Origin of the sequence: Geodermatophilus aquaeductus (assembly GCF_900182545.1) — a bacterium.
In the GTDB taxonomy this organism is placed as follows: domain Bacteria; phylum Actinomycetota; class Actinomycetes; order Mycobacteriales; family Geodermatophilaceae; genus Geodermatophilus; species Geodermatophilus aquaeductus.
Map to the genome: position 1 here is coordinate 32935 of NZ_FXTJ01000001.1, position 18332 is coordinate 51266.

Below are 18332 nucleotides of genomic sequence, written 5' to 3' on the forward strand. Positions count from 1 at the left end.
TCGCACGCTCGCGACGGGCCCCTGCAGGAGGGCCACCCACGCCTCCCCCGGCGCGCCGGGACCGACTGGGAAGGTGGGGCCATGAGCCCCGCGCCGAGGACCCCGTCGGACCTGCTCGCGGCCACCCTGCGCCGCGACGCCGCCGCGCCGCTGGTCACCGCCTACGACGACGCGACCGGCGGGCGGGTGGAGCTGTCGGGCGCCACCTTCGCCAACTGGGTGGCCAAGACGGCGAACCTGCTGCAGGACGAGTTCGACGTCGGTCCCGGCAGCACCGTGGCGCTCGCGCTGCCGGTGCACTGGCAGACGGCCGCGGTCCTGCTCGGCGTGTGGAGCTGCGGCGCCACGGTGCTCGACACCGCCGCCGAGGACGACGGCCGCCTCGACGCCGCCGACGTCGTCCTCGCCGCCCAGGACCGGCTGGCCCCGCTGGAGGAGCAGGACCTGCCCGACCTGCTCGGCCTCTCGCTGCACCCGCTGGGCCTCGGCATGACCGGCTACGCCGGCCCTGCCCGGGACTTCGCCCTCGAGGTGCGCGCGCACGGCGACGTCTTCTCCCCCTACGTGCCGCCGGACCCCGCCACCCCCGGCCTGCTCGCCGGCGGTCTCGAGCTCACCCTCGGCGGGCTGGTCGCGGCCGCCACCGAGCTGGCCGGGCGGCTGGGCATCGCCGCCGGCGACCGGCTGCTCGTCGACGACACCACCGCCGCCGAGGCCGGCCCGGTCGCCTGGCTGCTCGCGCCGCTCGCGGCCGGCGCCTCGATCGTGCTGTGCCGCTCCGCCGACCCCGCGGCCCTGGGCGGCCGGGCGGCGGCCGAACGGGTCACGGCTACGCTCGGCGTCCGGATCGAGGGCTTCCGCGAGCTGGGCCGTCCCGCCTGAGGGACGTGCGCCGCCGCGGCGGAGGAGACGGTGGTCGACTGATGGACGGTGTCGCCTGATGGACAAGGTCGTGGCGAGTGCCCGGGAGGCGGTGTCCGACGTCGGCGACGGCGCGGTGCTCGCCGTCGGCGGGTTCGGGCTGTGCGGGGTGCCGATCGCGCTGATCGACGCGCTGCTCGAGCAGGGCACCAGCGGGCTGACGACGATCTCCAACAACTGCGGGGTCGACGACCAGGCGCTGGGCGTGCTGCTCTACGCCGGCCGGATCCGCCGCACGATCAGCTCGTTCGTGGGCGGCAACAAGGAGCTCGCGCGGCTGTACCTCTCCGGCGAGCTGGAGGTCGAGCTCACGCCGCAGGGCACGCTGGCCGAGCGGCTGCGCGCCGGCGGGGCCGGCATCCCCGCCTTCTACACGCCCACCGGGGTGGGCACGATGGTCGCCGACGGCGGCATCCCGGTGCGCTACGACGCCGAGGGCAACGTCGTCGAGACCAGCGCGCCGAAGGAGACCCGGGTCTTCGACGGCACCGAGTACGTGCTCGAGACCGCGCTCACCGCCGACTTCGGCCTGGTCCGCGCCGCGGTCGGCGACCGGCACGGCAACCTGGTCTTCCACGAGTCGGCCATGAACTTCAACCCGCTGGCCGGCATGGCCGGGCGGGTCACGATCGCCGAGGTCGAGGAACTCGTCGAGCCCGGCGAGATCCGTCCCGAGCACGTCCACCTGCCCGGGGTGTTCGTCGACCGGGTCGTCGTCGTGGGCGCCGAGGGCAAGAAGATCGAGCGGCGCACCACCCGCCCACGTCCGACCACTGCTGAGCAGTCCGCCGCACCGCTGGCCGCGGCCGGCGAGGAGGCCACCGAGGAGACGGCCCGATGACCCTGACCCGCGACCAGCTCGCCGCCCGCGTGGCCCAGGAGCTCGAGGACGGCGCCTACGTCAACCTCGGCATCGGCATGCCCACGCTGGTGCCCAACCACGTGCCCGACGGCGTCCACGTCGTGCTGCACTCGGAGAACGGCGTCCTCGGCGTCGGCCCGTACCCCTTCGAGGGCGACGAGGACCCCGACCTGATCAACGCCGGCAAGGAGACCGTCACGATCCTGCCGGGGGCGAGCTTCTTCGACTCCGCGATGAGCTTCGGCATGATCCGCGGCAAGCACCTGGACCTCGCCATCCTCGGCGCGATGCAGGTCAACCCCCGCGGTGACCTCGCCAACTGGCTGATCCCCGGGAAGATGGTCAACGGCATGGGCGGGGCGATGGACCTCGTGCACGGCGCCCGCCGCGTGGTGATCATGATGGAGCACGTGGCCCGCGACGGGTCGCCCAAGCTGGTCGAGGAGTGCTCGCTGCCCCTGACCGGCAAGGCCTGCGTCGACCGCGTCGTCACCGACCTCGCCGTCGTCGACGTGACGCCCGAGGGGTTCGTGCTGCGCGAGGTGGCGCCCGGCGTCACCGCCGACGAGGTGGTCGAGAAGACCGGCGCGCCGCTGAGCGTGCCCGGCGACGTCCCGACCATGGCGCTGCCGGCCACGGTCTGACCGCGACACCGCTCCCCCGGTGACGTTCTCGGCCGTCGCCCGCGACCCGGACACCGGGGAGATGGGCATCGCGGTCTCCTCCTGCATCCTCGCCGTCGGCCGGGCCGTGCCCAGCGCCCGGCCCGGCGTCGGCGTCGTCGCGGTGCAGGCGCGCAGCCCGCGGGGCACCGGGCACGTGCTGCTGTCCGGGCTGGCCGAGGGCACCTCACCGGCGGTGCTGGTGCGCCGGGCCGCGCACGCCGCCGAGGACCAGGACCGGCAGATCGCGGTGCTCGGCGCGGACGGCGCCGTCGCCGCGGACACCGGGCCGGGCTCCTTCCCGGTCAGCGGTCACCTGCTCGGCGAGGGCTGGAGCGTGCAGGGCAACATGCTCACCTCGCCGGAGGTGCTGCCGGCGATGGCGCAGGCCTACGAGGCCGCCCGCGGCGGCCTGGCCGACCGGCTGCTGGCCGCCCTGACCGCCGGCCAAGACGCCGGCGGCGACCTGCGGGGGCGGCAGTCCGCGGCGCTGCTCGTCGTCAGCTGCGAGCCGGCCACCGAGGAGGACGACGGCGTGCGGATGGACCTGCGCGTCGACGACTCCGGGGACCCCGTCGCCCAGCTGCGGATGCTGCGCAACCTGCAGCGCGCCTACGACGAGCGCGACTACGAGACCCTCGCGCTGTTCGCCCCCGAGGGCGCCCGCGAGCTCTACGCCGCGCTGGCCGCCTCCCGGCGCGGCGACCGGGCGGCCGCGCGCGAGGCCCTCGAGGCGGTGCGGGCGCGGCCCGGCTGGTCGGCGTGGCTGGCCTCGATGGCCGGCGACTCGCGCCTGTCGGCGGTCTCCCGCCTGCTCGGCTGAGGGGTCAGCGGGCCGGGCGCGCGGCGTGCGCGGCGACGACGCGGCGCAGCGCCTCCTCCATCTTTCCCGCCGCGGCGTCCCAGCTCAGCGCCTGGACCGCGGCCCGGGCCTGCTGCGCCTCGGCGGCCGACCCCGGGGACCGCAGCAGGTCCTCGACCTGCGCGGCGAACTCCGCGCCGGTGGAGGCGATGCGCAGGTGCGCGCGGATCTCCGGCGGCAGGCCGCGGCTGCCGGTCGCGGTGGTGAGGACGCCGCGCCCGGCGGCGAGCGGCTCGAGGACCTTGTTGTTGACGCCGGCGCCGCGGACGACGGGCGCGACGGTGGCGCGGGACTCCTCGTAGACCTGCGCGAGCGAGTCGACGAACCCGGCGTGCTGGACGAGGGTGCGCACGCGGTCCCAGCGGGCGTCGCCGGTGCCGCGGATGGTGCGCGGGTCGCCGGCGCCGAAGGTGCGCACGCGGGCGAGGACGTCGTCGGGCAGGTGCACCGCGACCTCCTCGACGAACCACTCGTAGGACTCGCGGTTGGGCGGGTAGCGCCAGTCGGCCAGCCAGGCGAGGTAGCCGTCGTCCGGCGGCGTGGTCAGCGGGAGGTCGAGCAGGCTGGACTCGATGCCGTTGGGCACCACGCTGTCCGGCGGCAGGCGCTTGACGTGCGCCCGGTCGACCTCGCCGTCCTCGTCGGAGATGTAGGTGACGGCGTCGGCCATCGGCAGCAGGACCTGCATGACCGGGACCAGCTGGGCGGCCTGGAACAGCGCGGAGGCGCGCTCGGCGGGCGTGCGCTTCGGCGCGGCCCCGACCAGCCGGTAGGGGCTGTCGACGAGCTCCACGAGGACCGGCCGCCCGGTGCGGGCCAGCACCGGCATCGTCGGCAGGACGAAGACGTCGCCGAGCAGGACGACGTCGGCCGCCCGTGCCCGCTCGCGGAACGACGCGGTGAGCGACAGCCGCCCGGCGTTCGCGGCCGAGGCGATGCCCGGCGCACCCGGCACGTCGAGCCGGTCGATGCGGTGACCGCGGGCGGCCAGCGCCTCCAGCAGGTTGTCGCGCCGGAGCCGGCCGCCGGTCAGTGCCGTGTGCGGGCCGTAGCTGGTGGCGGCGAAGATCCGCAGCGGGCCGGCCGACGACTCCGGAGAGACCTGGGGGAACGGTGCGTCGGTGCTGCCGGACATGCCCTCGACGCTAGCAACCCCGGCAGGACCCGGCCCGGTGCCGGGCCGGGTCCCCAGGCCGGCTCAGCGCAGCAGGGAGCGGGCGATCACCATGCGCTGGACCTGGTTGGTGCCCTCGTAGATCTGGGTGATCTTGGCGTCGCGCATCATGCGCTCGACCGGGAAGTCCTGCGTGTAGCCGGCGCCGCCGAAGAGCTGGACGGCGTCGGTGGTGACCTTCATGGCGACGTCGGAGGCGAAGGCCTTGGCGGCGGCGCACAGCCGGCCGAGGTCGGGGTCCACCTTGCCGCCGGAGTGGCCCGTCTCACCGCGGGCGGCGGCGACGTAGACCAGGTGCCGGGCGGCTTCGATCTGCATGGCCATGTCGGCGAGCATGAACTGCACGCCCTGGAAGTCGCTGACGGCCTTGCCGAACTGCTTGCGCTCGCGGGTGTACTCGACGGCGGCGTCGAGCGCGCCCTGGGCGACGCCCACGGCCTGCGCGCCGATGGTCGGGCGGGTGAAGTCCAGCGTCCGCAGCGCGGTCTTGAAGCCGGTGCCGGGCTCGCCGATGACCCGGTCGGCCGGGATGGTGCAGTCGGTGAAGTAGAGCTCGCAGGTCGGCGAGCCCTTGATGCCCATCTTCCGCTCCTTGGGGCCCACGGCGAAGCCCGGGTCGTCGCGGTGGACGACGAAGGCGGAGATGCCGTTGGCCCGCTTCCCCGGGTCGGTGACGGCCATGACCGTGTACCACTCCGAGACGCCGGAGTTGGTGATCCAGGCCTTGGTGCCGTTGAGCACCCAGGAGTCGCCCTCGAGGCGGGCGCGGGTCTTCATGGACGCGGCGTCGGAGCCGGCCTCCCGCTCGGAGAGCCCGTAGCTGATCATCGCCCGGCCCTCGGCGATCGACGGGAGCACCTTCTGCTTCAGGTCCTCCGACGCCGACAGGATGATCGGCATCGAGCCCAGCTTGTTGACCGCCGGGATGAGCGAGGCCGAGACGTCGACCCGGGCGACCTCCTCGATGACGATGCAGGTGGCGATCGCGTCGGCGCCCTCGCCGCCGTAGCCCTCGGGGATGTGCGTGGCGTGGAAGCCGGCCGCGGTCAGCGCCTTCTGCGCCTCGACCGGGAAGCGCGCGTCGGCGTCGACCTCGGCCGCGTACGGCGCGATCTCCCGCTCGGCGATGTCGCGGACCGCGGCCCGGATCGCGTCGTGCTCCTCGGTCAGCTGGTACAGCCCGCTCGTACTCACGGGTAGATGCTAGGACGTCCCAGCAGTTCGGGGAGTGTCGCTCCCGTCACCGGCCAGTCGGGCGCGCAGCGCCGCGTCGCGGGCGACGACGGAGTCGGCCAGGTCGGCCTGGAACCGCTCGACCGCGGCCCGCAGCGCGTCGTCGGACGCGGCCAGGACGCGGACGGCGAGCAGGCCGGCGTTGCGGCCGCCGCCGATCGACACCGTGGCCACCGGCACGCCGGCGGGCATCTGCACGATCGACAGCAGGCTGTCCAGGCCGTCGAGCCGGTCCAGCGGGCGCGGGACCCCGATCACCGGCAGCGGCGTGGCCGCGGCGAGCATCCCCGGCAGGTGCGCCGCTCCCCCGGCCCCGGCGACGAGCACCCGCAGTCCGCGCCCGGCCGCCGCCCCGGCGTAGTCGAGCATCCGCTGCGGCGTGCGGTGCGCCGACAGGACGTGCACCTCGTACGGGACGCCGAACTCCGCGAGCGCCTGCGCGGCCGGCTCCATCATCGGCCAGTCGGTGTCGCTGCCCATGACGATCCCGACCAGGGGGTCCACTCAGTGCTCCTCGGGGAACGCGAAGGCGGGGTCGACCTCGCCGTCGGCCAGGTAGCGGGCGGCGGCGACGGCCCGGGCGCGCACCTCGGCGAGGTCCTCGCCCAGCGCGGTCACGTGCCCGAGCTTGCGGCCGGGGCGCTGGCCCTTGCCGTACCAGTGCAGCTTCACGTCGGGCCAGTGCGCCATGAGGTGGTGCACGCGCTCGTCGAGGCCGGGCCCGTCCCAGTCCGGCGCCGACGCCCTGCCGCCGAGCACGTTGGCCATGACGACGGCCGGCGCGGCCATCGCCGTCGACCCCAGCGGGTAGTCGAGGACGGCGCGCAGGTGCTGCTCGAACTGGCTGGTGCGCGCGCCCTCGATCGTCCAGTGCCCGGAGTTGTGCGGGCGCATGGCGAGCTCGTTGACCAGCACGCCGTCGGGGGTCTGGAACAGCTCGACGGCCATGACGCCGACGACGCCGACCCGGTCGGCGATCCGCACGGCGAGCTCCTGGGCGGCGCCGGCGGTCTCCTCGTCCAGGCCCGGGGCGGGGGCGAGGACCTCGGTGTTGATGCCGTCGCGCTGCACGGTCTCCACGACCGGCCAGACGGCGACCTGCCCGAACGGCGAGCGGGCCACCAGGACCGCGAGCTCGCGGACCAGCGGCACGCGCTCCTCGACCAGCAGGGTGCCGTACCGCTCGAGCAGGTCGGCCACCTGGTCGGGACCGTGGACGACGAAGACGCCCCGGCCGTCGTAGCCGCCGCGCGGGGCCTTCGCCACCACCGGCCAGCCGACCTCCTCGGCGAAGGCGGTCACCCGGTGGACCGTGGGCACCTCGACCCACGCCGGCTGCGGCTCGCCGGCGGCGGCGAGCGCGCGGCGCAGGACGAGCTTGTCCTGGGCGTGCACGAGCGCGTCGGGCCCGGGGGCGATCCGGACGCCCTCGCCGACCAGCGTGCGCAGGTGCTCGTTCGGCACGTGCTCGTGGTCGAAGGTGAGCACGGTGGCGCCGTCGGCCACGGCCCGCAGCGCGTCGAGGTCGCGGTGGTCGCCTATCCGGACGTCGGCGGCGACGAGCGCGGCGGACTCACCGGGGTCGGTGGCCAGCACCCGCAGCGACTGGCCGAGGGCGACGGCGGCCTGGTGCGTCATCCGGGCCAGCTGGCCGCCGCCCACCATCGCGACGACGGGCAGACCCGTGCGGGGGTCGAGGGCGGTCATGGCACGGCTGGAGGTGTCGAGGCCGGAGATGTCGGGGCCGGAGATGTCATGGCGCGGCCGAGGCTAGTGGCCCTGCGGGAGGGCTCAGCCACCGGCGGCCCGGGCGAGGACGGCGGCGCGCAGGGTGTGGCCCACCTCGTCGGCCACCTCCTGGGTGGGGTGGACGCCGTCGAGGGAGTCGCCGGACACCCAACCCTCCCCCTCCCGCGAGGTCTCCCACGGGTCGACGAACGTCCAGCCCTGCTCGATGGCGACCAGCCGCAGCTGCTCGTTGTAGGCGGTGGCGATCTGCGCACGGCCGGCGGACGGCGGGATCGCGGAGACGACGACGGCGTCCATCCGCATGGTCCGCGTGATCGCCAGGACGTTGTCGCGGCTGGCCGCCCAGTCGACGCCCTGGGCGATGTCGTTGGTCCCGGCCATCAGCACGAGGACGTCGCCCTCGACGCGGGCGGTGCCCTGGCGCATGTCCCCCGTGGTCGCCCCCGGCACCGCCCAGCCGCCGCCCAGCACGAGCGGGTCGCCGAGGGCCGCGGGCACCCACGAGCCCTCGCCCTGGACCTCGCCGTCGGCCATGGCCTGGGAGCCGGCGGTCAGCGAGTCGCCGACCACGACGAGCACGACGTCGCCGGGCTCCGCGTCGTCGGCCTGCACGTCCGGGCCGGCCGTGCACCCGGCCGTGGCCAGGGCCGCGCACAGCGCCACCAGGAGCACGGCCGCGCGGAGCCGCCGCGCGGGCTGCGGCCGGGACCGGCGGGAGCGGGAGGGCATGGGTGCGATTGTCTCGTGTGCGACGTGTGGGACCGCGCAGCGCGCGGCGGCGTGGCCGGGAGCCGCCGGACCGTACAGTCGGTGCTCGTGTCCCTCTCCCCGGCGCTGCGCCACCGCGCCGGGAGCACCTGGCACCTGCTGCTCAAGGAACTGAGCGCCTTCGGGGCCGTCGGCGCGGTCTGCTTCGTCCTCGACGTCGGCCTGTTCCAGCTGCTCTACGCCTCGGGCACCGGCGCGGTGACGGCGAAGCTGGTGTCCACGCTGGTGTCCACCACCGCGGCCTACGCCGGGCACCGGTTCTGGTCGTTCGCGCACCGCGAGCGCACCGGCTACCGGCGGGAGTACGTCGCGTTCGTGCTGGTCAACGGGCTCACGCTGCTCATGGGCCTGGCGGTCGTCGCGCTCGTGCGGCACCCGCTGGGCCAGGAGCACGCGCTGGTGCTGCAGGCGGCCAACGTCGCCTCCATCGGGCTGGGCACGGTCGTCCGCTGGTTCGCCTACCGCCGCTGGGTGTTCCCCCCGAAGGAGGAGACGGCGCCCGGACCGGCGCCGGCGCGGACCCGCGGCGGACGCCGGGTGACCGGCGCCGACCCGGCCACCAGCGGCGCCTGACGGCGGCGCCTCACCCGGCGAGGCGCGAGCCCGACCGCCCGGCGACGACCTCCAGCCGGGTCGGGATGCGGGTGCGCAGCTCCTCGAGGTGGCTGATCACCCCGACCGTCCGCCCGCCGCGGCGCAGCTCGTCGAGCACGCCCATCACCGCGTCGAGCGCCTGGGCGTCGAGGGTGCCGAAGCCCTCGTCGACGAAGAGGGTGTCCATCTGCACCCCGCCGGCCTCGGCGGTGACGACGTCGGCCAGCCCGAGGGCCAGGGCGAGGGAGGCCATGAAGCTCTCGCCGCCGGACAGGGTCTTGGTCGGCCGCCGGACGCCGGTGTACTCGTCGAGGACGTCGAGGCCCAGGCCGCCGCGGGCGCCGTGGCGGCCCATCGCGTCGCTGTGCAGGAACGTGTAGCGGCCGCGGGACATCTCCTGCAGCCGCCGGCTGGCCACCTCGGCCACCTGCTCGAGCCGCGCGGCGAGCACGAAGGACTGCAGGCGCATCTTCAGCGTGTTCGCGCCGCGGCCGCCGACCAGGTCGGCCAGCCCGGAGACCTGCTCGGCGCGGGCGCGGCGCTCGGAGAGCTCCACCTCGGCGGAGACGACGTCGCCGGCGAGCGCGTCGAGCGCACCCGCGCAGCGGCGCGCCTGGTCGAGCGCGGTCACCGCCTCCTCGCGGCGCGCGGTCAGCTCGGCGCACCGCCGCTGCCAGGCCTCGACGTCGGGGCGGTCGCCGAGGTCGGCGAGCTCCGGGTCGGCGAGGGTGGCGGCCAGGACCGAGCGGGCCTCGTCGTGCTGGCGCAGCCGCCGGTCCAGCGTGGCCAGCGCACCGTCCTCCAGCAGGGCGCCCGCCGCGTCGAGGACGTCGGCGAAGCCGGCCTCGGCGGCCCGCTTCGCGGCGGTCTCCCGGGCCTCGTCGGCGGCGGCGAGCGTGCGGTGCTCCTCCTCGGCGGCGGCGACCGCGGCCTCGCAGCGGCCGGCCGCGGCGGTGAGGCGGGCGATGCGGGCCGGCAGGTCGCGGTCGGCGCCCCGGGCGGCGTCGAGGCGGGCGGCCAGCTCCCTCTGCGCCTCGCTGCGGGCGGCGTGCTCGGCGGTGACGCGCTGCAGCGCCTCCCGGTCGGCGGCCAGGGCGGTGGTGGCGGCGTCGCGCCGCTGCACGGCGGCGGCGAGGTCGCGGCGGGCGGGCTCCACCCTGCGGGCCGCGGCCGTCACGCCGGCGAGCTCGGCCGCGGCGGTGGCCGCCCGGTCGGCCAGCTCGGCGGCGGGCAGGTCACCGGCCCGCGCACGGAGCACGGCGAGCTCCCGCTCGAGCTCCTCGACCGTCCGGCCCGCGGCGGTGCGCCGCTCGTCGGCGGCGTCGACGGACGCGCGGGCGCGCTCCTCGTCGTCGGCGGTGACCACGGCACCGGCCGGCACTGCCGGCCGCGGGTGCTCGGCGGACCCGCACACCGGGCAGTCGGCGCCCTCGGTCAGCCCGGCGGCGAGCTCGGCGGCCATCCCCTCGAGCCGGGCCGTGCGCACGTCGACCAGCCGCTCGCGCGCCTCCACCCAGGCCAGCCGGGCGGCGTCGGCGGCGGCGCGGGCGCGGGCGAGCCGGCCCACCACCTCAGCGGCACCGGTGGCCGCGTCCAGCGCGGTGCGGGCGGCCTGCTCGGCGGCGGTGAGCCCGGGCAGGCGGGCCTGCGCGGCCAGGGCGGCGTCGAGCCGCTCCTGCGCCGCGGTGACCCGGGCCGGCTCCTCCTCGACCGCCCGGGCGCCTCCCGCGACGCGGGCGGTGAGCCGCTCGGCCTCGCGGGCGAGGCGGGCGACCTCGGCGGCGAGGTCCGCGGCGCGGTCGGCCTCGGGCATCAGGGCGCGGGCCGCGGCGGCGGCGTCGCGCAGCTCCCGGGCCGGCCCGGGGCCGGCCGGACGGCCGTCGCCGACGGCGGCCCACGCGGCGTCGGCGGTCCTCCGGGCGGCGGCGGCCCGCTCGGCGGCCTGCGCGGCGCGACCGGCGGCCTGCAGGACGTCGCGGAGGACCTCGGCGCGGCGGCCGGCGTCGGCGCGCGCCCGCAGCGGCGCCAGCTCCGGCTCGCGGGCGGTGAGCCGCTCGAGTTCGGCGCGGGCGCGGTCGCGGCGGGTGTGCCGGTCGGCCAGCGCCCGTGCGGCGGTGAGCTCCGCGTCGACCCGGGCGCTGTCGGCGGCGGCGGCCTCCGCCTCGGCGCGGGCGGAGGTCAGCCGCTCGGCCGCCCGGGACCGGACCTCGCGCACCCAGGCGCCGACCGAGGCGCCGGGGCGGGCGCCGACCAGCTCGGGCGCGAGCTCCTCGGGCACCTCGACGTCGGCGATCTGGGCGACGCGGTGCAGCAGCGTGCTCACCCGGTGCCGGTCGGCGCGCAGGCCCTCCTCCGCGGCCCGCCGCTCTCCGGCCAGCCACTCCTCGGCGCGGGCGAAGCGGTCGACGTCGAAGAGCGTGCGCAGCAGCCGGCCGCGGTCCTCGGGCTCGGCGCGCAGGAAGCGGGCGAAGTCCCCCTGCGGCAGCAGCACCACCTGGCAGAACTGCTCGGCCGACAGGCCCAGGCGCACCCGCAGGTACTCCGAGCCCTCGTCGATGCGGGTGCTCACCGGCGCCCAGCCCTCGGCGGTCCGGCGCTGCACGGTGAGCTTGGCCTGCTCGGTGGTCTCGCCGGTGCCGCGCTTCTTCGGCCGGGTCTGCTCGGGGCGGCGGACGACGAGCAGCCGCTCGCCGGCCAGGGTGAGCTCGCAGGAGACCTCGGTGCGGGTGGCGGCGTCGGCGTGGTCGCTGCGCAGGCGGCGGGCCTCGCCGCGCGCGCCCGGGACCGTGCCGTAGAGCGCGAAGACCACCGCGTCGAGCAGCGTCGTCTTGCCCGCGCCGGTGGGACCCCAGAGCAGGAACAGCCCGTCGCGGGCGACGTCGTCGACCTGGACGGTCTCGGTGCCGGCGAAGGGGCCGAAGGCGGTCAGCGTGAGGGTGTGCAGCCTCACCGGGCGAGCTCCTCGCGGCCGGCCGCGCCGAGTGCCCGGGTCAGCAGGTCGCGCTCGGCGGCGGTCACCCCGACGCCGCCGCGGACGTGGGCGACGAACTCGCCGGCCACGTCGAGGTCGTCGCGGCCGCGCAGCCGCTCCTGGTAGCTGCGGCCGTCACCGCCGCCGGTGCCGCCGATCCACTCCAGGTGCACGCAGTGCGCGAACCGGCCGCGCAGCGCCCGCATCGGGTCGCTCGGGCGGACCGGGTCGGTGAGCCGGGCGGACACCCAGGCCTCCTCGGCTGCGGTGTGGGCGGGATCGGCCAGCAGGTCGTCGAGGGTGCCGGTGAGGACGGTCAGCGGGCGCGGCGCGGGCAGCGGCACGGACCGGACCCCGGCCAGTCCGCCGGCGTCGAGGTCGACCAGCCACACCTGCTTGTCCTGCCCGGCCTCGCCGAAGGAGTACCCCAGTGGCGAGCCGCTGTAGCGCATCCGGTCGAGGAGCGTCTGCGGGCGGTGCAGGTGGCCCAGCGCCACGTAGTCGACGCCGTCGAACACCGAGGCCGGGACCACGTCGACCCCGCCGACGCAGATGTCCCGCTCGCTGTCGCTGGCCACGCCGCCGCCGACGAAGGCGTGCGCCATCACCACCGAGCGGACGCCCGGCCGGAGGAAGAGGTCGGCGCGCACCCGGTCCATGGCCGCGCGCAGCACGCCCTCGTGGCTGCGCGCGTCGGTCACCCCGAGCTCGTGGCGGGCGATCTCGGGCTCCAGGTAGGGCAGCCCGTAGACCGCCACCTCCCCGTGCGCGTCGGCCAGCAGCACCGGCTCGTCCAGCCGCGCGGTCTCGGCCCGGACGTGCAGCCCCGCCTTGGTCAGCAGCGAGGAGAAGGTGCCCAGCCGCCGGGCCGAGTCGTGGTTGCCGGGGGTCAGGACCACCGTGGCGCCGGCGCCGACGAGGCGGCCGACCACCCGGTCGAGGACGGCCTGCGCGTCGGCCGAGGGCACCGCGCGGTCGTACACGTCACCGGCCACCACGACGGCGTCGACGCCCTCGGCGGCCACCACGCCGGCCAGGCCGGAGAGCACCGCCTCCTGCTCACCGAGCAGGTCCGCCCCGTGGAGGGACCGCCCGATGTGCCAGTCGGAGGTGTGCAGGAGCCGCATGGGTGCGCAGGGTAGGTCGGGGGACCGACAGGAACGGTCGCGCCCGCCGGGACCGGCAGCGGTCAGCCGCTGACCAGGGTCGGCTGCGCGGCGTCGGAGACCGGCACGCGCTGCAGGGGCATCGTCAGGTCCGGCGCGCGGCCGCCGGCGTTCTCGGCGCGCTCGTGCACCGCCGGGCGGGCCGCCCGGCTCGGCCCGGTCCTCGGCGCGTACCGCCGCATGTACAGCCGCGCGGGCTCCTCGACGTACCGCCACGTGGCCCAGGCCAGCGGGAACGGCGCGACCAGGACCAGCGGTGCCCCCAGCGAGGCGAGCGTCGAGTCCGGCTGCAGGTGCGGGACGACGTCCATCGCGGTCCACCAGACCTCGAAGACGAACAGGTGCACGAGGTAGAGCGCGAAGGAGATCCGGCCCCCGGTGACCATCCACGGGGTGCTGAGCAGCCGGGCCGGGCCGCGGTCGGCGAAGGCGAGCGCGCCGACGAGGACCGGGAAGGCCAGGACGGCCACGCCGGCGTAGTCGCCCCAGCGGGCGGCCGACCACCACACGACGACGCCGATCCACACCAGCGCGACGGCGGCCACGATCGACGCGCCCCGCCGGACCCGCTCGGTGGGCTGCACGCGGCGGACGCAGAGGGCGGTCAGGCTGCCGGCCACGAAGGCGCCGGCGATGCGCAGCAGCCACGCCCAGGCGTACTCGTGGGTGGCGTCGGTGGCGGCGATCCAGGCGAAGGGCAGCAGCGCGAGCACCGCCCCGGCACCCAGCACGGCGACGGGCAGCCGCCGGAGCCGGTAGAGCCCCAGCACGAGGACCGGGAAGACCACGTAGGCCAGCCACTCGGCCGACAGCGACCACCCCGGCCCGGGGAAGGTCGAGCCCGACACCATCGGCTGCGCCCACTGCTGGACCATGAACACCTGGGCCAGCAGGTGCACGACGTCGACGTGCGGCTGGTCCGCCTCGTGCACGTGCAGGCCACCGACGGTGAGGTGCTTGAGGGTCAGCCAGGCGGTGAAGGCGACGACGACCACGATCCAGGTCGGCCACACGCGGCTGAGCCGGTTCCAGTAGAACGCCGCCGCGGAGCGGACGCCGGCCCGCGGGCCGATCTTCGTCAGGTACGTGTGGGTCAGCACGAAGCCGCTGAGCACGAAGAACAGGTCGACGCCGAGCCAGCCGCTCATGATCAGCGGCCGCACCGGCTCGAGGACCGGCGCCCACGTCGAGCCCGGGTTGTTGCTGAAGTGGAGGACGACCACCCAGGTCGCCGCCAGGGCCCGGAGCCCCGTCAGGGCACGGATCTCACCCGGGGGCGGCCCGCCGGTCTCGCGGCCCGCGGCCTGCCTGGTTGCTGCCCGCATGGTCTCCCCCAGTCGTCGTGAAGGACCGGTCCCCTGGTCCCGCCGATGACGCTAGCGAGGTCGCGCGGTGACGTTGAGTCATGCCGTTCCAGAGTTCGCGGGGCGTGTCCGGCACAACCTGACGAACCGCTCCCACCGCTCCCGCGCGTCCCGGGAGTCACACCACCGCGGAGCGGTCGGCGTCCTCCTCGACCAGCTGGACCAGCAGCTGCTGGACGTCGTCGCAGGCGGGCAGGCGCTCGAGCACGACCGCGCCGCCCTCGCCGGCGGTCTCGACGGTGAGCGTCCCGGACCGCAGCAGCCGCTGCCACAGCGTCTGCCGGGAGGACACGTCGGTGATCCGCGAGAGCGGGACGTCGCGCCCGCGCCGCGTCAGGACGCCGGTGCGGACCAGCAGCCGGGAGGTGGTGACGACGGTGTGGGTGGTCCGCCAGCGCAGCACCGGCCGGGCGACGAGGACGGCGAGCACGACCACCGCGACGGCGAGCAGCGCCATCCGCAGCACGCCCTGCTGCCGGCCGGCCGGTACCAGCGCCGCGGTGTAGGAGCCGGCACCCACGACGACGAGGAACCACACGACCGGCCAGAACAGCGTCGTCCAGTGCGGGTGCAGGTGGACGACGACCTCCTCGTCGTCGGCCAGGAGCTTGTCGGGGTAGGGCACCCGGCCAGGATGACCGAGCCGACGCCCCGCGTCAGGCTCCGGCGGGGCGTGTCCGGACGTGCTGCACGTCTCCGCTGGCCAGCTCCACGGTGCCCTCGCCGGTGCGCACCACCAGCCGGCCGTCCCAGTCGACAGCGGTGGCGGTGCCGGCGAGCGTCGAGCCGTCGGGCAGCGTGACGGTCACCTCGGCACCCACCGTGGAGCACCAGGCGAGGTAGTCGGTCGCCAGCCCGGTGGAGACCGGGTCGCCGAGCGCGGCGGTCCAGGTGAGGTAGCGCCGCTCCAGCGCGCGGAGGAAGGCCAGCAGCACCGGCCCGCGGTCCACCGGCCCGCCGGTGACCAGCGTCAGTGACGACCCGGTGGGCGGCAGCTCCTCCCGGCGGGTGGTGACGTTGAGGCCGGTCCCGACGACGACCGCGGTGCCGGTGGCCTCGGCGAGGATCCCGGCCAGCTTCGCGCCGTCGACGGCGAGCAGGTCGTTGGGCCACTTGAGCGAGGTGCGCACGCCGGTGACCTCCCCGACGGCCTCGGCCAGCGCGACACCGGTGAGCAGCGGCAGCCACCCGCGGCGTGCCGCGGGGACGTCGGGGCGCAGCAGCACCGAGACCGTCAGCCCGGCCCGCGGCGGCGAGGTCCAGGTGCGGTCGAGCCGGCCGCGGCCGGCGGCCTGGTGCTCGGCGACGAGGACCGCACCCTCGGGGACGTCGTCTTCGGCCGCCCGCTCGGCGAGGACGGCGTTGGTCGAGCCGACCTCCTCGACGACCTCGAGCGAGCGCCAGAGCCGGCTGTCGCGGACCAGCGCGGTCTGCAGCGCCGCGGCGTCGAGCGGCGGCCGGTCCAGCGCCGACCAGCGGGCGGAGGGCGTGTCGGACACCCCTCTACGCTACGGCCCGTGAGTGCGGCTGAACTGGAGAGCGCCGGCGAGCACGTCCCCGGTGACATCGACATCCACACGACCGCCGGCAAGCTGGCGGACTTCGAGCGGCGGGTCGAGGAGGCCACGCACGCCGGGTCCCAGCGGGCGGTGGAGAAGCAGCACGCGGCGGGCAAGATGACCGCCCGCGAGCGGATCGAGGCGCTGCTGGACCCGGGCTCGTTCACCGAGCTCGACGAGTTCGCCCGCCACCGCTCCACCAACTTCGGGATGGAGTCGCGGCGCCCCTTCGGCGACGGCGTCGTCACCGGCTACGGGACGATCGATGGCCGCCCGGTGTGCGTCTTCTCCCAGGACGTCACCGTCTTCGGCGGCAGCCTCGGCGAGGTCTACGGCGAGAAGATCGTCAAGGTGCTGGACCTGGCGATCCGCAACGGCTGCCCGGTCATCGGGATCAACGAGGGCGGTGGCGCGCGCATCCAGGAGGGCGTGGTCTCCCTCGGCCTCTACGGCGAGATCTTCCGGCGCAACGTGCACGCCTCCGGCGTCATCCCGCAGATCTCGCTGGTGATGGGCGCCGCGGCCGGCGGCCACGTCTACTCCCCCGCGCTCACCGACTTCGTCGTGATGGTCGACGGGACCAGCCAGATGTTCATCACCGGTCCCGACGTCGTGAAGACCGTCACCGGCGAGGACGTCACCCTCGAGGAGCTCGGCGGCGCGCGCACCCACAACACCAAGTCCGGCGTCGCGCACTACCTGGCCGAGGACGAGACCGACGCGCTGGACTACGTCAAGGCGCTCCTGTCCTACCTGCCGAGCAACAACCTCGACCCGCTGCCCGCCGTCGAGGTCGCGCCGGTCGACGCCACGCCGGACGGCGTCACGGACGCCGACCGCGCCCTCGACACGGTCGTCCCCGACTCGGCGAACACCCCCTACGACATGCACACCGTCATCGAGCACGTGCTCGACGACGGCGAGTTCCTCGAGGTGCAGGCGCTGTTCGCGCCCAACATCGTGGTCGGCTTCGGCCGGGTCGAGGGCCGACCGGTGGGCGTGGTGGCCAACCAGCCCACCCAGTTCGCCGGCACGCTGGACATCGACGCCAGCGAGAAGGCCGCCCGGTTCGTGCGGACCTGCGACGCCTTCAACGTCCCGGTGGTCACCTTCGTCGACGTCCCCGGCTTCCTGCCCGGGACGTCGCAGGAGTGGGAGGGGATCATCCGCCGCGGCGCGAAGCTGATCTATGCCTACGCCGAGGCCACGGTCCCGAAGATCACGGTCATCACCCGCAAGGCCTACGGCGGCGCGTACGACGTCATGGGGTCCAAGCACCTCGGTGCCGACCTCAACCTGGCCTGGCCGACCGCGCAGGTGGCGGTCATGGGCGCCCAGGGGGCGGTCAACATCCTCTACCGCCGTGAGCTGGCCGACGCCGCGGACCCCGACGCCCGCCGCGCCGAGCTCATCTCCGAGTACGAGGACACGCTGCTCTCCCCGTACGTCGCCGCCGACCGCGGGTACGTCGACCAGGTGATCCGCCCCTCGGAGACCCGCATCGAGATCACCAAGGCACTGCGGCTGCTGGCCAACAAGCGCCAGACCCTGCCGCCGAAGAAGCACGGGAACATCCCGCTGTGAGCGACGAGCAGCGACCGTTGCTGCGGGTGGTGCGGGGCGAGCCCACCGCCGAGGAGCTCGCCGCGCTGACCGTCGTCGTCGCCGCCCTGTCGCAGCAGGGCCGGCCACGGCGGCGCCCGGTCCCGGTGGGCGCGTGGGCCTCGAACGCCGACACCCACCGGAGTTCGCTGCAGCCCGGCCCCGGCGGCTGGCGCGCCTCGGGACGCTTCGCGTGAGCGACAGGAGGCTGGTCCTCGCCTCGGCGTCGCCGGCCCGGCTGGCACTGCTGCGCCAGGCCGGTCTCGCCCCCGAGGTCGTCGTCAGCGACGTCGACGAGTCCACGGTGACCGCCCCGCGGGTGGCCGAGCTGGTCGCCCTGCTGGCCGCGGCCAAGGCCTCCGCGGTCGCCCGGCAGCAGGACGACGCCCTGGTCGTCGGCGCCGACTCGCTGCTGGAGTTCCGCGGCCGCGCGATGGGCAAGCCCGACGACGCCCAGGACGCGCGGGAGCGCTGGCGGCGGATGGCGGGCCGCTCGGGCGTGCTGCACACCGGCCAGGCGCTGTTCGACGTGCGCGGCGGGGCGATCGAGGCCCGCGACGTCGTCGTCACCTCGACGGTCGTGCACTTCGCCACCCCGACCGCCCACGAGCTCGAGGCCTACCTCGCCACCGGCGAGCCCCTGGCCGTCGCCGGCGCGTTCACCCTCGACGGCCTCGGCGCGCCCTTCGTCCGGCGCGTCGAGGGCGACCCGGCGGCCGTCGTCGGGCTGTCCCTGACCGCACTGCGCGAGCAGCTGGGCCGGCGGGGCCTGGCGATCACCGACCTCTGGCGGCGCTGACCCGCCGCCCGACCGTCCGGACGACGTCCCGGACGTCCTGATTACA

18 protein-coding genes are annotated in these 18332 nt (G+C 75.9%); 8 read left to right on the forward strand and 10 right to left on the reverse strand.

Annotated features, from left to right (window positions below; all coding sequences use genetic code 11):
- The first annotated feature begins 81 nt into the window (after positions 1-81).
- The 4 genes from FN207_RS00135 to FN207_RS00150 are packed head-to-tail and all read left to right on the forward strand — an operon-like array spanning position 82 to position 3268.
- Positions 82-882 (forward strand): TIGR03089 family protein, encoded by an 801-nt coding sequence (locus FN207_RS00135; protein ID WP_142456398.1) that lies wholly within the window; start codon positions 82-84, stop codon positions 880-882.
- Between the two features lie 58 nt (positions 883-940).
- Positions 941-1762, forward strand: a complete 822-nt coding sequence (locus FN207_RS00140) for a CoA transferase subunit A (RefSeq protein WP_142456399.1) — start codon at positions 941-943, stop codon at positions 1760-1762.
- Positions 1759-2427: a CoA transferase subunit B gene (locus tag FN207_RS00145; RefSeq protein WP_110905606.1), complete on the forward strand. Its 669-nt coding sequence runs from the start codon at positions 1759-1761 to the stop codon at positions 2425-2427. The genes FN207_RS00140 and FN207_RS00145 overlap by 4 nt, the downstream gene beginning before the upstream one ends.
- A 19-nt stretch (positions 2428-2446) precedes the next feature.
- Positions 2447-3268, forward strand: coding sequence for a DUF1028 domain-containing protein (locus tag FN207_RS00150; protein WP_142456400.1), 822 nt, complete (start codon positions 2447-2449; stop codon positions 3266-3268).
- 4 nt (positions 3269-3272) lie between these two features.
- On the opposite strand, the gene FN207_RS00155 is transcribed toward FN207_RS00150, so the two are convergent.
- From FN207_RS00155 to FN207_RS00175, 5 genes are all read right to left on the reverse strand, one after another.
- Positions 3273-4442, reverse strand: coding sequence for a glycosyltransferase (locus FN207_RS00155; RefSeq protein ID WP_142456401.1), 1170 nt, complete (start codon positions 4440-4442; stop codon positions 3273-3275).
- Between the two features lie 63 nt (positions 4443-4505).
- Positions 4506-5675: an acyl-CoA dehydrogenase family protein gene (locus FN207_RS00160; RefSeq protein ID WP_142456402.1), complete on the reverse strand. Its 1170-nt coding sequence runs from the start codon at positions 5673-5675 to the stop codon at positions 4506-4508.
- A gap of 9 nt (positions 5676-5684) precedes the next feature.
- Positions 5685-6218: a 5-(carboxyamino)imidazole ribonucleotide mutase gene (gene purE, locus FN207_RS00165; RefSeq protein ID WP_342778696.1), complete on the reverse strand. Its 534-nt coding sequence runs from the start codon at positions 6216-6218 to the stop codon at positions 5685-5687.
- Complete coding sequence (locus FN207_RS00170) at positions 6219-7421, reverse strand: 5-(carboxyamino)imidazole ribonucleotide synthase (RefSeq protein WP_142456403.1); 1203 nt, start codon at positions 7419-7421, stop codon at positions 6219-6221.
- A gap of 84 nt (positions 7422-7505) precedes the next feature.
- Positions 7506-8192 (reverse strand): SGNH/GDSL hydrolase family protein, encoded by a 687-nt coding sequence (locus tag FN207_RS00175; protein ID WP_142456404.1) that lies wholly within the window; start codon positions 8190-8192, stop codon positions 7506-7508.
- 87 nt (positions 8193-8279) lie between these two features.
- On the opposite strand from FN207_RS00175, the gene FN207_RS00180 reads away from it, so the two are divergent.
- Entirely contained in the window at positions 8280-8804 is a 525-nt protein-coding gene (locus FN207_RS00180) for a GtrA family protein (protein ID WP_142456405.1), read from the forward strand.
- Positions 8805-8814: 10 nt separating this feature from the next.
- Here the strand turns inward: FN207_RS00180 and FN207_RS00185 are convergent, their stop codons facing one another.
- From FN207_RS00185 to FN207_RS00205, 5 genes are all read right to left on the reverse strand, one after another.
- Positions 8815-11775 (reverse strand): AAA family ATPase, encoded by a 2961-nt coding sequence (locus tag FN207_RS00185; protein WP_142456406.1) that lies wholly within the window; start codon positions 11773-11775, stop codon positions 8815-8817.
- On the reverse strand, positions 11772-12923 hold the full coding sequence (locus FN207_RS00190; RefSeq protein ID WP_142456407.1) for an exonuclease SbcCD subunit D: 1152 nt from the start codon (positions 12921-12923) through the stop codon (positions 11772-11774). The genes FN207_RS00185 and FN207_RS00190 overlap by 4 nt, the downstream gene beginning before the upstream one ends.
- A 62-nt stretch (positions 12924-12985) precedes the next feature.
- Positions 12986-14287 (reverse strand): acyltransferase family protein, encoded by a 1302-nt coding sequence (locus FN207_RS00195; RefSeq protein WP_142456408.1) that lies wholly within the window; start codon positions 14285-14287, stop codon positions 12986-12988.
- Positions 14288-14444: 157 nt separating this feature from the next.
- Complete coding sequence (locus tag FN207_RS00200) at positions 14445-14951, reverse strand: PH domain-containing protein (RefSeq protein WP_142456409.1); 507 nt, start codon at positions 14949-14951, stop codon at positions 14445-14447.
- Between the two features lie 31 nt (positions 14952-14982).
- The gene (locus FN207_RS00205) at positions 14983-15825 is read right to left on the reverse strand and encodes a biotin--[acetyl-CoA-carboxylase] ligase (protein WP_142456410.1); all 843 of its coding nucleotides are present in this window, start codon (positions 15823-15825) and stop codon (positions 14983-14985) included.
- 18 nt (positions 15826-15843) lie between these two features.
- On the opposite strand from FN207_RS00205, the gene FN207_RS00210 reads away from it, so the two are divergent.
- The 3 genes from FN207_RS00210 to FN207_RS00220 are packed head-to-tail and all read left to right on the forward strand — an operon-like array spanning position 15844 to position 18286.
- A complete protein-coding gene (locus tag FN207_RS00210; RefSeq protein ID WP_142456411.1) occupies positions 15844-17469 on the forward strand; it encodes an acyl-CoA carboxylase subunit beta in 1626 nt (541 codons plus the stop codon).
- On the forward strand, positions 17466-17684 hold the full coding sequence (locus tag FN207_RS00215; protein WP_142456412.1) for an acyl-CoA carboxylase subunit epsilon: 219 nt from the start codon (positions 17466-17468) through the stop codon (positions 17682-17684). The genes FN207_RS00210 and FN207_RS00215 overlap by 4 nt, the downstream gene beginning before the upstream one ends.
- Entirely contained in the window at positions 17681-18286 is a 606-nt protein-coding gene (locus tag FN207_RS00220; RefSeq protein ID WP_142456413.1) for a Maf family protein, read from the forward strand. Before FN207_RS00215 ends, FN207_RS00220 begins: the two co-directional genes overlap by 4 nt.
- The last annotated feature ends 46 nt before the right edge of the window (positions 18287-18332 follow it).

Excerpts from the sequence above, each read along its gene's own strand:
- FN207_RS00140 (WP_142456399.1), top strand. The coding sequence starts at position 941 with ATGGACAAGGTCGTGGCGAGTGCCCGGGAGGCGGTGTCCGACGTCGGC.
- FN207_RS00155 (WP_142456401.1), bottom strand. The coding sequence starts at position 4,442 with ATGTCCGGCAGCACCGACGCACCGTTCCCCCAGGTCTCTCCGGAGTCG.
- FN207_RS00190 (WP_142456407.1), bottom strand. The coding sequence starts at position 12,923 with ATGCGGCTCCTGCACACCTCCGACTGGCACATCGGGCGGTCCCTCCAC.
- FN207_RS00170 (WP_142456403.1), bottom strand. The coding sequence starts at position 7,421 with ATGACCGCCCTCGACCCCCGCACGGGTCTGCCCGTCGTCGCGATGGTG.
- FN207_RS00145 (WP_110905606.1), top strand. The coding sequence starts at position 1,759 with ATGACCCTGACCCGCGACCAGCTCGCCGCCCGCGTGGCCCAGGAGCTC.
- FN207_RS00175 (WP_142456404.1), bottom strand. The coding sequence starts at position 8,192 with ATGCCCTCCCGCTCCCGCCGGTCCCGGCCGCAGCCCGCGCGGCGGCTC.
- FN207_RS00195 (WP_142456408.1), bottom strand. The coding sequence starts at position 14,287 with ATGCGGGCAGCAACCAGGCAGGCCGCGGGCCGCGAGACCGGCGGGCCG.
- FN207_RS00135 (WP_142456398.1), top strand. The coding sequence starts at position 82 with ATGAGCCCCGCGCCGAGGACCCCGTCGGACCTGCTCGCGGCCACCCTG.